Annotated in this window: 12 protein-coding genes; 5 read left to right on the top strand and 7 right to left on the bottom strand. The window is 56.3% G+C overall.

Translation table 11 applies throughout. The annotated features are described in order from the left end of the window. Positions 1-171: 171 nt before the first annotated feature. From ACZ46Y_RS00005 to ACZ46Y_RS00035, 7 genes are all read right to left on the bottom strand, one after another. Positions 172-1035: a DDE-type integrase/transposase/recombinase gene (locus tag ACZ46Y_RS00005; protein WP_311946700.1), complete on the bottom strand. Its 864-nt coding sequence runs from the start codon at positions 1033-1035 to the stop codon at positions 172-174. Beyond that, positions 975-1121 (bottom strand): hypothetical protein, encoded by a 147-nt coding sequence (locus tag ACZ46Y_RS00010; RefSeq protein ID WP_464380028.1) that lies wholly within the window; start codon positions 1119-1121, stop codon positions 975-977. The genes ACZ46Y_RS00005 and ACZ46Y_RS00010 overlap by 61 nt, the downstream gene beginning before the upstream one ends. A gap of 93 nt (positions 1122-1214) precedes the next feature. Then, positions 1215-3344, bottom strand: coding sequence for a PhoX family protein (locus ACZ46Y_RS00015; protein ID WP_311946683.1), 2130 nt, complete (start codon positions 3342-3344; stop codon positions 1215-1217). 101 nt (positions 3345-3445) lie between these two features. Next, positions 3446-4555 (bottom strand): transporter substrate-binding domain-containing protein, encoded by a 1110-nt coding sequence (locus tag ACZ46Y_RS00020; RefSeq protein WP_311946685.1) that lies wholly within the window; start codon positions 4553-4555, stop codon positions 3446-3448. A gap of 336 nt (positions 4556-4891) precedes the next feature. Next, positions 4892-5515, bottom strand: coding sequence for a PP2C family protein-serine/threonine phosphatase (locus ACZ46Y_RS00025; protein WP_311957421.1), 624 nt, complete (start codon positions 5513-5515; stop codon positions 4892-4894). Continuing rightward, positions 5516-6379: a nucleotidyl transferase AbiEii/AbiGii toxin family protein gene (locus tag ACZ46Y_RS00030; protein ID WP_311946691.1), complete on the bottom strand. Its 864-nt coding sequence runs from the start codon at positions 6377-6379 to the stop codon at positions 5516-5518. Next, positions 6360-7298: a hypothetical protein gene (locus ACZ46Y_RS00035; protein ID WP_311946693.1), complete on the bottom strand. Its 939-nt coding sequence runs from the start codon at positions 7296-7298 to the stop codon at positions 6360-6362. Before ACZ46Y_RS00035 ends, ACZ46Y_RS00030 begins: the two co-directional genes overlap by 20 nt. Before the next feature lie 548 nt (positions 7299-7846). Here ACZ46Y_RS00035 and ACZ46Y_RS00040 point away from each other — a divergent pair. The 5 genes from ACZ46Y_RS00040 to adhP all read left to right on the top strand — a co-directional run bounded on the left by ACZ46Y_RS00040 (position 7847) and on the right by adhP (position 12620). Beyond that, the gene (locus ACZ46Y_RS00040; RefSeq protein WP_311946695.1) at positions 7847-8131 is read left to right on the top strand and encodes a CopG family ribbon-helix-helix protein; all 285 of its coding nucleotides are present in this window, start codon (positions 7847-7849) and stop codon (positions 8129-8131) included. Then, a complete protein-coding gene (locus tag ACZ46Y_RS00045; RefSeq protein ID WP_311946697.1) occupies positions 8128-8403 on the top strand; it encodes a type II toxin-antitoxin system RelE/ParE family toxin in 276 nt (91 codons plus the stop codon). Before ACZ46Y_RS00040 ends, ACZ46Y_RS00045 begins: the two co-directional genes overlap by 4 nt. Before the next feature lie 193 nt (positions 8404-8596). Next, positions 8597-9850 (top strand): IS256 family transposase, encoded by a 1254-nt coding sequence (locus tag ACZ46Y_RS00050; RefSeq protein ID WP_311947033.1) that lies wholly within the window; start codon positions 8597-8599, stop codon positions 9848-9850. Positions 9851-9965: 115 nt separating this feature from the next. Beyond that, positions 9966-11486: an acetaldehyde dehydrogenase ExaC gene (gene exaC, locus ACZ46Y_RS00055; protein ID WP_311946644.1), complete on the top strand. Its 1521-nt coding sequence runs from the start codon at positions 9966-9968 to the stop codon at positions 11484-11486. A 108-nt stretch (positions 11487-11594) separates the two neighbouring features. Next, the gene (gene adhP, locus ACZ46Y_RS00060; RefSeq protein ID WP_311950066.1) at positions 11595-12620 is read left to right on the top strand and encodes an alcohol dehydrogenase AdhP; all 1026 of its coding nucleotides are present in this window, start codon (positions 11595-11597) and stop codon (positions 12618-12620) included. The last annotated feature ends 14 nt before the right edge of the window (positions 12621-12634 follow it).

A 12634-nucleotide genomic window follows, 5' to 3' on the forward strand; every position in this document is an offset into this window, starting at 1 on the left:
TCCACCGACCGGGATGTTGTCGTTTCGCCTCGGCATAGATGGCGTCTCGCCTGGCCAGCACTTCGTCATCCTGACCAGCATGCCGCTCACCCGGGGTAACGAATCGTATCGCACTGTGGCGGTGCTCGTGGTTGTACCAGTGCACGAAGCGCGTCACCCACTGCTGCGCCGCTAACAGGCTCTCGTAGCCGTCCATCGGGTAGTCGGGCCGGTACTTGCAGGTCCTGAACAGCGACTCCGAGAAGGCGTTGATGCTTTGGAGACCCGAGGGCGGCTGTACGACGGGGTGATGCCCAGATCGTAGAGCTTCTCCAGGAAGGTCGCCGCCTTCATCGGACTGCCGTTATCGGAATGCAAAATCAAGGGTTTATGAGGGTCTGTCAGATGCTCTCGCCAGCAGGCTTTCTGGATCAGTTCGGCGGCCAGTTCGCCGGTTTCCGTTTCGTAGACCTCGTGCCCGACGATCTTGCGGCTGAAGATGTCCATGATCAGGTACAGGTACCACCAAGTACCGCGTGCAGGGCCCGGTAACCAGCTGATATCCCAGCACCAAAGCCGGTTTGGCGCCGTGGCCTGGTGCGTGGTCGGCGGTCGCTTGCGCTGTGGGGCCTGCTGTCGGCCCCGATGGTGTTGCTGGTCATATTCATGAAGCACTCGGTACATCGTCGACTCAGAGGCCAGGTAGCGGCCCTTGTCCGCCTGATCGGCCACGATGAAGGCGGGAGGGCGGCTCCGATACTCCGGGGCGTTGCACAGCGCCACAACAGCCTCTCGTTCCTCGGGCGACAGCTTGTTGGCCGGCTCCGGGCGGTCGGCGTCGGGGCGGCGATCCGCCGTCACTTCGCCTTCCGCAACCCAGCGGTAATAGGTTCGCACATTGATGCCCATCACCTGACAGGCCTTGGCCAGCCGAGCACCGTCACGCTGGGCGTCTTGCACCAGAGTCACGATACGCTGGCGATCCGGGAGGCTGGTCAGTCGTCCTCGTCGTTGGTCGTGCCCCAGATCGCCTCGGCTTTTTTTGACAGGGCCAATAGCGCCGCCGTCTCGGCCAGGGCCTTGCTATGGTTGAGCGGAGCCGAGCCTTGGCTACTGGCCGCAATGGCACTTTTTTTCTGCACCATTGCGGCCTTTATTGCGACCCGCCCCAACGCCGCGGTACCGACTTCACGCGTGCGCCAGCCGCCGCACCCATAAGGGCACGTGGCAAGTCACTATACGGCCACCGGCCCACCGTCCTTCTTCTCGATCACCACCGTTGCCGCACGCGGGCGTACCGCGCCCTTGGCCACCTGAGTGGCATCCTGGGTAAGCGCATCACCATTGGCCGGCCAGTTGCCGGGGTGCTGGATATTGATGAACAGCGCCGTTTTGTCCGGCGTAGCGAAAATACCCGTTACCTCACAGCCGTTGGGGCCCACGGCAAAGCGTTTCAGCTGATGCTGGTTGGCGGCGTTAATTATTGCGTCGGGGCTGTCTGAATCAAGGGACGCGGGAATCACCGCCAACAGCTGGTCGTTGGTATAGTCGGCGACGCTTTCATAGCCGTTATCGGTCTGAATCCAAAGAATGCCCTGCCCGCCTTCGCGCTCGTCAAACCATAACCCGTCGGGGCTGGCAAACTGGTTCATTTCCGTCAGGCCGGACAGGTTATCTTCATCGCCCGCGCCCGCTCCAAAGACAAAGACTTCCCAGGCAAACCGGGCCTGATCAGACGCTTCGCGCCAGCGAATAATATGCCCGGCACCGTTATCCGGACGCGGGTTGGCCGTATTGGTAGGCGCGGTGGCATAGCCAACCCCTGACTCTGCCACGCCGCTACCATCGTTGGTGTAGGTAGGGTCGGTGTGCTCCGCCGTGCGCTGGCTATTATTGGTCAGCGTCAGGTATACCTCGCCGGAGGTGGGGTCTACCGTTGCCCACTCGGGACGATCCATTGGCGTTGCCCCCATCAAATCAGCGGCATCACAGGTACTGATCAGCAGGCCGGCCATGTCGTCGTCGCCTAATCCCATGGCACTGGCAAGCGTATTTCCTTGAGACGTTATTGAGGATGGCGTCAGTGCCAGCCAGTCACCGGTGCCATCTGCATTGAAACGTGCAACGTAAAGCGTGCCCTGATCCAGGTATTTGGCGCCAATCGCCATACGGTCATAGGATTTTCCGGGACGGTTGGCATCGTCAGGATTCCACATGGCCCGGGATACGAATTTATACACATACTCGTTGCGGGCATCGTGCCCCGAATAGAAGACTACCGGCTTGCCGGCCTCCAGCTTGCCCAGCCAGCAGCCTTCGTGGCGAAAACGCCCCATCGCCGTGCGCTTTACCGCCCGCGCGCCGCTGTACGGGTCAACTTCAACGTGATAACCAAAGGTCCGTGCTTCGTTGCGATAGTCCTGAGCGGCGCCGTCGCCTCGCGGGGTAATATCAAAGCGGGCGAATTCGCCTTCGACTTCGCTTGCATCTCCTGCCGAAGTTTCCCAGCCGTAGCGGGTGCGTTCGGTCATAATGCCCAGCCGAGCATCGTCACTGAAACGCTCGCCGGCGTGGGTAAACACGTTGGGCCAATTCTCTTCACAGGCCAGGTAGGTGCCCCAGGGCGTGACACCGTTGGCACAATTATTATTGGTTCCTCGCGTGAGGCGACCATCGGGGGAAAAGCGTGTTTTAACGTATTCACTGCCGGCCACTGGGCCCGAAATCTCCATCACCGTGGCACTGGTCAAGCGGCGGTTGTAAGGTGAGCCGACAACGTGGGACCAACCGCCGCCCGCCTCTTTTTGCACTTCGACCAGCGTAACGCCGTGCGCGTTGATCTCGGTTCGCGATTCCTCCGCCGGGCGCTGGCCAGCCTCGGCATTGGTCGGTCCGCCCTGAGGCGCCCACAACGCGTCCTGGTCGATATATTCGTTATTCAGCGCCAGCACAAAACGACTCGACGCGTTGCTGTCATCCAGCCCAAAACCGGCCATTCCGTCATGGTGCATACCGACGCTTGCTGCCTGGCGCTCGGCATCCATCGGCTGGGAGGCATTCCAGTGCTGACCATCAAACAGTGGCGCCCCCCAGGGCACCAGCACCTGGGCACGGTAGCCTTCCGGTACCACCACTGCATCCGTATGGGAACCCCGTACGGCCTCGAAAGCCAGCTCCAGCGGCTTTTTCGATGTCGTTGCGGCCAGTGCCGACATCGGCGCGCCCATACCCAGCATCGAAGCTGCTGCGAGTCCGGCGCTACCGCGCATGACGCCACGCCGGGAGACGCGCCGGGCCAGCACGTCGGCAAACGGCAAATTATGGCTGCTGTTCAGTACGCGATGATCTTCAATTTCCTTGCTCATGTCGGGTCACCTGATCGTGGATGTAGCCCCCGCAAGGTAATGGCCTCAGATGACAGACAGGTGAAATGGCAGACGCGTGGCTGCCGGCGTCGTGCCAGCCCCTAGCGCACCAGATAGCGCGAAACGATATCGTCCCACCGTTCGGATTCGGTCACGTCGAGTACCTCAAGGGACAACGGCGCACGCAGGGCGCTACCTTCGGGAATGGCGAAGGCATACAGCTGCTTGGCGAAGACTCCCGGCAATATCGTCAGGCGATCAGCCCCCAGCTGCTGGTTGCGATACTGCATCAACGCACGGTCATACACCACCGCGCCGGTTTCCCCGCTGGCAACCGAGCGCATGGCGCTAGTCAGATCAGGATAGGTACGGTAGCGAACGTGCTGCTCTTCAAGGTAGCGCTGACTTGCCGTGTCATCGATCGTTGCGACCACGGTGCCGTGCAGGTCGTTTTCGCTCTGGATACGCGCGGTCAGATTGCCCACCGTCAACGACGTGGTGATCGCAGCAGTGAAACTGGCGACCACGATCAAGCCGGCAAACATCCACACCAGCCCGATCAGCCGGCCGACAAGTGTTGTGGGCGCCTTGTCACCATAGCCTACCGTGGTCATGGTGACGGCAGCCCACCAAAGGCCCGCCCCCATGCCTCGGAATACCGAGCCGCCAAACTGCTCGGGGTTGCGCTTGTGTTCAGCCAGCCATACCAGCAAGCCTACGGCCAGCAGTAGCACGGAGAGCCCCAACACCACGCTTAAAAACTGCCAGCTGACCAGTGCCCGGAACACACGCAACAGGCTCTGGTCTGCCTGGGGCGGCACGCCGATGGAAAGCCCGGTCTGATAAAACGGATGGCTGAAATCAAAGAGCTCCTCGCGATCAGCAGTCATGGTCAGAGCGCCTACAGCCACATCGACGTCGCCGGCTTCCACCGCATCCAGCAGATCGGAAAATGGCAGCGGCTGCCAGACAAAATCCCAGCCCCTACGCTCGGCAATGTTCTGCCACAGATCAACGCTAATGCCTTCCAGCTCACCCTCAGCAGCTTCCATGACAAAGGGCGGAACCGTCGCCACACCCACCGTCAGCGTCTTTTCCGGCGCTAATGTCTGGGCACCGGCACTGGTGCAGAACATCCCCCAGGGCAGCAGCACGAAAAATGCCACGGCGTGGGATACGCGTAGCAACCGTCGAAATGAAAAATAAGCCATCCAATTACGTCCTTGAAGAAAAAATGCTGTCCACGCGGCCTGTGTGCACGGCATTCGCGCAGCTTTCGTCAACTGATTATACGAGCACGGAGTCTGTCAACATAGTTGCCATATAAAATGACTTCGGCTCTTTAAAATCCTGCGGCCTGTGGTACTGGGTCCCGTTCGGGATTCAGGTGCACTACATCCTATTTCCCCAATGCGGCAGGAAAGCAAGGGCGTCCGCTGATTGGCCTGGAACGGATGTTCCTACTAAAAACCGCCCCTCCAGGGCCTTCTGGAGGGGCGGTCAGCGTGCGTAAAGAAAACAACCCTTTGATAAAGAATATCGAACACTCAAAAAACTAACTCTAACGCCATTCCGTTATCTATAATATTGCCGCAAACCATATCTAGAGAAAACTCTCCGCTAGATATATGGTCATGGAATATTGACCAAACCCCATCAGTACAAACCAGCACTCTATCTCCTGAACTTAGTTTAAAATCGATTTCCTTAAAATCAACCTTTCTCCCCTTTTCAACATGAGAGGTCAAGCGATTACGCAAAGGGTGTGCGACAGCATATTTAGCGGCATCATCATGGGATTTTCTTTTGATTAAAGCTTTCCATGCAACAGAGTCATCACTGGATAAAACCTGACCGTTAACATAAACCCTGCAATCCCCCGAGGACACAACATGTGTAAAACTATTATTTATCACAGAAAGACCAAGAAAAGAAATTTTAACACTTTCCTCAAGAGAAGACTCCAGGTGTTCTGGATTAATTTTTTCGCATTCTGAACTTGATATTAAATGAGATAAATTTCTTATTGTTTTATAAACTCCCTCTTGTGATGAGTCACCAAAACCATCAGCCAACATCAAGAAAAATTTATTTTCCGAAGAAGAAAAACAGCAGAAGGCATCAAGATTACACTTCCTATCACCCTGGTCTTCAGAAAAATTAACTAGCATTTAAACAGTTTCCCAAGGCATTGTTTTGTAATAGCTTCTAACCACTGCATAAGAATCTTCAAAACCAGGAAGCTCCCCTTCAATCTCATCTTCCATATCATTGAAATTCTCAGATGATCTAGAAATTACACGCTCATCATCCATCCCATTCACATTCAAAAATTCATCAATATCTTTCCCTATGGACTTTTCCAGAAGCATTTCCAAAACCATAGCCTTTTCCTCGTCACTCCCCTCTGCAAACCTATCAATCAAGTAATAAATATCATAGACATCCTGCCTTCTGCTTCTATTCCTAACAACTTGCTGCAATATCGATCTGAATTTCTCTGCTAGCAAAGACACTAGATCATATGCTTGTATGCACTCATCCCCATCAATCTCTATCTCTTGAGTCGTCCCCGTGATCTCGTTAAAACTATAATCTATCTGTACAACTTGCGACGACTGTCCTCTTTCAAGCCTACTCATCATAGAGTCATTATTTTTCCTTGCATAACCTATGGTTATGTCAAGAGATGGAAAGGTGGCATCGGCTCTTTTAGGGATTTTTTTAAGCTTTTGAACAGAGCATTTTATCCCATAAAGCAATTCTGCCTCTGCCTCAAAAAGCCTCATATTTATCTTATCTCTCATCTCATCTTCATCAAGCTCAACCATCTTTTCAGAAGTTGAAAAATCAATATCTGTAGTATACCTGCTGCTTCCATATCGTATCCCTAAAAGGATCCCACCTTTCATAACCATACTTTTAGAAAGGTCACCATCTAAAGATACTGCCATCAAAATTATATGTACTGCCTTCCTAAAATCTACTTGATCGGCTGGGGATCTGTTCACCCAGTCAACAATCCATTGTTCCATATTTTTGCAGCTCGCTATAATTTATTGAAATATTCCATTCCGGGCTATATATCTCTTCATATTCGCTTTTTGGAAAAAGGACTCTTGACCCCCCTCTCTGATTTGATTTCTCAGACTTCCATCTATCAATATCAGATGATTCGACACCAAGCACTGTGCCGAGAATAAACCCCACCCTTGCTTTATCAATAGCCCTCCCATAATCATTGACGTATTTTATTATCCTTCTTTTAAAAGATGGGGCATATTCTAAATAAACATCTATTACATGCTGCTCACCCCCGCACTTTTCTGGATTGCGAAGCATGTCTATAAAAAGCTCCCCAATGTCTTGAACTCTAACTCCTTCATCTCCTTCCCGGGGATCTTTTGGATTGCTCTTAACTGAAACATATACAGATTTACCAAAGTGCCTTCCAGAAACAGGATATGTGGGAATAAAATCCTCAGCAGCCCCAGGGTGTCCTGTTCTTTCTATAACCTCAGCCCTTCCTAAGTTTCTCCACTCTTTTTTATTGCATGCTGTCAAATATATAACCTTTGGGATTCTGTTGGTTATTCCATACCATTGCATGGCACTTAAATCTGATATGTATGCATAGGGGTAAACAGCGCACAACAAGCTTGCTGTTGGCGATTTTTTATTTGAAAGCACCCTGTAGAATTTAGATTCTTTATGGAAGAATGACTTCTTGTCATCTGCTTCTATGACACCTGCAATTTCAAGCCTTTCCGTGTACCTATGGAATTGCTCTGTACGAGGAGTTTTTATCTGTATCTTAGTTATTCTCTCTCCTTTGTACTCTCTCTTTTTATACAGCATGAATATTTCTTCGTGGAGCCTTTTCCTGCTAATGGCCCCTTTCCCATAGTCATTTATTAGCCAGCTTGATAGCGCATCTTCTATTGAGATCGGCACTGTTCTCTCCGGGTATATACGTCCTTAGGACGTATATACCCGGAGAGTGCACCTTGTCAAGGTTTTTGTTGATTTTCAGTATTTTTCATTTGACATCGTTGGAATTAGGGGTACAATGTGTCCTAAGGACACATTGTACCCCTAATGAGAACGCTGGCAGAAAAAAGTCATTGCACATCAATAGGTTAGCCATACCCCCGAATCAGCGACTTACCCCTCCCCTCTCGGCTACGGGAAATGGTCGTCCTGCGAGGTGCCCGCTAAGAGTTAGGCGTAGCCAACGGACGTGGCCTGTTGATCTTGCCCAGCTCCGTGGTCACCTCTCGGCGATAAGCAGCCATCGCAAGTCAACAGCCGGGAGAAGAATCAAGATTATGGCGCTTATCCTGATTCTATCAACGGGACTTAGTCCCCGCCTTATCTTGAATGAATTGGCGGGCCAAAATCCCGACTGTTTCGTCAAGCTGACGGGACCGAAAGGACAGCTCGCCCCATCCCCTTATGTGTTACGCTGTTTGTACAATGCAATGCATCATGAGGTACACACCATGAGCACTTTCACTTTTCGGGTTGATGACACGCTGAAGGATGCCTTCTCCACGGCCGCCAAAGGACACGACCGGACGGGAGCCCAGCTGCTCCGCGATTTCATGCGCGACTATGTGCGCCAACAGCAGGCGGCGGACGACCATGACGCCTGGTTTCGCCAACAAGTCGAGGCAGGGCGTACCTCCGCTGACAGAGGGGACGTCATCACGTCGGCTGACGTTGAAGCCCGCTTCGCCGCCAAACGCGCCGAGACCCGTCGCAAGCTCGGCGAATCCGCTTCATGAGGCTGGTCTGGACGCTCGACGCGTACCACGATCGCGAAACCATTTACGACTACATCGAGGCCGAAGACCCGATTGCAGCCCTGTCCCTGGACATGCGCTTTGAGGAAGCCGCCGGCCATTTGGCCGAACACCCCCAGGCCGGTCGCCTGGGGCGCGTCCAGGGAACACGAGAGCTTGTCGCCCATCGTCACTATGTCCTGGTTTACGATCTCCTCGAGGATACCGTGCGTATCCTGCGTGTCCTGCACACGGCGCGGCAATGGCCCTTGTGAGCGGCAGCAAACAAAAGACGGGGTCTCGGGGCGTAGCCCTGAGCAGGGTGCCAGCCAGGCCAGAGAGCGGAGCGATTGCAGCACGGCGTTAGTGAGTTAAGCTCAAGTCTGGTGTATGGGAGGAAGTAGGAAGGGTGGCGTATCCTGTTGATTGATCACGACCAAGATCTCAACCAACACGAGTGGATACGCCATGACAGATTCTACCTTCCTAGACGTGACGCAGCCAGACGCCGGCCTTACAGACCCGCTGCATGAGTTGCTGCGCAAAGGAGCCCGAGACCTCATCGCCAAGGCTGTGGAGGCGGAGTTGACCACTTTCCTGGAGCAATTTGCCGACAAGACGCTGGAGGATGGTCGCCGTGCGGTGGTCCGCAACGGCTACCTGCCTGAGCGCACGGTCCAGACGGGGATCGGTGATGTCAGCGTGCAGGTACCCAAGGTGCGTGACCGCAGCGGCAGTGGTGTTTGCTTCAATAGCAGCCTGCTGCCGCCCTACTTGAAGCGGGCCCGTAGCGTCGAGGAGTTGATTCCCTGGCTCTACCTGAAGGGAGTCTCCACCGGTGACTACCAGGAGGCTCTGGCGGCGCTGCTGGGCGATCAGGCCAAGGGGCTATCGTCTAACACGGTATCGCGGCTCAAGCAGAAGTGGGAGACCGAGCACGCCGAGTGGCAGAAACGGGATCTGTCAGACCGGCGCTACGTCTACTGGTGGGCCGACGGCATCTACAGCAACGTCCGTATGGATGACCGCCTGTGCCTGCTGGTGATCATCGGGGTCACCGAGCAGGGCCGCAAGGAGCTGGTGGTCGTCGAGGACGGCTTCCGCGAGTCAGCGGCCAGTTGGGAGACCCTTCTGACTGGCTTGCGTAAGCGCGGCCTGACCACGGCCCCCAAGCTGGCAGTGGGTGACGGCGCCATGGGGTTTTGGGCGGCCCTGAATAAGCTTTACCCGGAGACTGATCCTCAGCGCTGCTGGGTCCATAAGACCGCTAACGTGCTGAACAAGTTGCCAAAATCCGTGCAGCCCAAGGTCAAGGCCGAGCTCCATGATATCTGGATGGCCGAGACTCGCGACGAGGCGCACAAGGCCTTTGATCGCACCCTGAAACGTTTCGAAGCCAAGTACCCCAAGGCCATGGCGTGCTTGGCCAAGGATCGGGAGGAGCTGCTGGCGTTCTACGACTACCCGGCAGAGCACTGGGTGCATATCCGCACCACCAACCCGATCGAGTCGACCTTCGCTACGGTCCGTCTGCGGAGCAAGCGCAGCCGGAACTGTGGTTCCCGGGTGACGACCCTGGCGATGGTCTTCAAGCTGCTTCAGAGCGCCGAGAAGCGCTGGAAGCGCATCAAGGGGTTCAGCAAGCTGGAGCTGGTCGTGAACAACGTCAAGTTCCAGGATGGTGAGCCATTGACCGATCAGTCAGACAGGACTGCCGCCTGACCGCCGTACACCAGATTTGACTATAACTCGCATGCCCTACTACTGTTGTAGGGTGCGGTCACGACCAAGAATGGTTGGGCACAGTCTAATAATCACAACAGCCAGAAGATACTCAATGATCTACGCCAATCCCGGTCAATCCGGTTCCGTCATCAGCTTCGAGAAACGTTACGGCAACTACATCGGCGGTGAGTTCGTTCCGCCGGTGAAGGGTGAGTATTTCGACAACGTCAGCCCGGTCAACGGCGAGGTGTTCTGCGAGATTCCCCGCTCCGGTGCCGAGGATATCGACAAGGCACTGGATGCGGCGCATGCCGCGGCTCCTGACTGGGGCAAGACCTCTGCCGCGGAGCGCTCCAACATACTGCTCAAGATCGCCGAGCGCATCGAGCAGAATATCGAGATGCTGGCGGTTGCCGAGACCTGGGACAACGGCAAGGCGGTCCGCGAGACCCTCAATGCCGACGTTCCGCTGGCCGTCGACCACTTCCGCTACTTTGCCGGCTGCATTCGTGCCCAGGAGGGCACCGCCGCCGATATCGACGCCAATACCGTGGCCTATCACTTCCATGAGCCGCTGGGCGTGGTGGGGCAGATCATTCCCTGGAACTTCCCGCTGCTGATGGCCGTCTGGAAGCTGGCGCCCGCCCTGGCCGCGGGCAACTGCGTGGTGCTCAAGCCCGCCGAACAGACGCCGGCTTCGATCCTCAAGCTGATGGAGGTCATCGGTGATCTGCTGCCCCCGGGCGTGGTCAATATCGTCAATGGCTATGGCGCCGAGGCGGGCCAGGCCCTTGCCACCAGCCAGCGCATCGCCAAGATCGCCTTTACCGGCTCGACCCCGGTAGGGGCGCATATTCTCAAGTGTGCGGCCGAGAACATCATTCCCTCCACCGTCGAGCTGGGTGGCAAGTCGCCGAACATCTACTTTGCCGACATCATGAATGCCGAGCCTGCGTTCATCGACAAGGCCGCCGAGGGCCTGGTGCTGGCCTTCTTCAACCAGGGTGAGGTGTGCACCTGCCCCTCCCGGGCGCTGATCCAGGAGTCCATGTATGACGCCTTCATGGCCAAGGTGATGGAGAAGGTCGGGCAGATCAAGCGTGGCAATCCGCTGGATACCGATGTCCAGGTGGGGGCCCAAGCTTCCCGGGAGCAGTTCGACAAGATCATGTCCTACATGGAGATCGCCCGGGAGGAGGGCGCCGAGTTTCTTGCCGGCGGCGACAAGGCGAGCTTCGACCCGGCCTATGACAAGGGCTTCTATATCGAGCCGACCCTGCTCAAGGGCAACAACAAGATGCGCGTCTTTCAGGAGGAGATCTTCGGCCCGGTAGTGGCGGTGACCACCTTCAAGGACGAGGAGGAGGCACTGGCGATCGCCAACGATACCGAGTTCGGCCTAGGCGCCGGCGTCTGGAGTCGCGACATCAACGTGGCCTTCCGCATGGGGCGTGGCATCCAGGCCGGTCGCGTATGGACCAACTGCTACCATCAGTATCCGGCCCATGCGGCCTTCGGTGGCTACAAGAAGTCCGGCGTTGGCCGCGAGACCCACAAGGTAGCCCTCGAGCACTACCAGCAGACCAAGAACCTCCTGGTCAGCTACGACATCAATCCGATGGGGTTCTTCTGAAGCCTGGCCGCCCGGCCGACCGGCCCGGGCGGCATCCCCCCGTGCTTTCCCCTGACACCTGGGCGTAACGGGCGGCATCGGGCTGCCCGGCAATTGAGGAAAACCGATATGGATAAGACGATGCAAGCCGCGGTAGTACGCAAGTTCGGCGAACCGCTGGCCATTGAAGAGGCCGCGGTACCTCGGCCGCAGCAGGGTGAGATTCTGGTCAAGGTGGCCGCCACCGGCGTTTGCCACACGGACCTGCATGCCGCCCACGGCGACTGGCCGGTCAGGCCTAACCCACCCTTTATTCCGGGTCATGAAGGGGTTGGCCACATCGTGGCGGTGGGCGACGGTGTGACCCACGTCAAGGAAGGGGATCGTGTCGGGGTGCCCTGGCTTTACTCGGCCTGTGGATACTGTGAGCACTGTCTGGGTGGCTGGGAAACCCTGTGTGAATCACAGCAGAATACCGGTTATTCGGTGAACGGCAGCTTTGCCGATTATACCCTGGCCGATGCCGGTTTCGTGGGTCGGTTGCCCGACAATGTGGATTTCCTCGAGATTGCTCCCGTGCTGTGTGCAGGCGTGACAGTCTACAAGGGGCTCAGAATGACTGACACGCGCCCAGGTCAATGGGTGGTAATCTCTGGCATCGGTGGGCTCGGTCATATGGCGGTTCAGTATGCCCGTGCCATGGGGCTCAATGTAGCGGCGGTGGATATCGATGATGCCAAGCTGGCGCATGCCAACAGTCTCGGTGCGACCGTCACCGTGAATGCCCTGAAGACCGACCCGGCGAGCTTCCTGAAACGCGAGATTGGTGGTGCGCATGGCGCGTTGGTCACCGCCGTATCACCCAAGGCCTTCGATCAGGCCCAGGGCATGCTGCGCCGAGGTGGCACCCTGGTGCTTAATGGCTTGCCGCCGGGCGACTTCCCGTTGCCGATTTTCGACACCGTACTGAACGGGATCACCGTGCGTGGCTCCATCGTCGGGACCCGGCAGGATCTGCAGGAGGCGTTGGACTTCGCCGGAGAGGGAAAGGTGAAGGCCACCGTTGCAACTGACAAGCTGGAGAACATCAATGAAATCTTCCAGCGCATGATCGACGGCAAGATCGAGGGACGTGTGGCGCTCGATATGACGTGAGCTGTGACACGTCC

It is taken from the genome of Halomonas garicola (genome assembly GCF_055382465.1).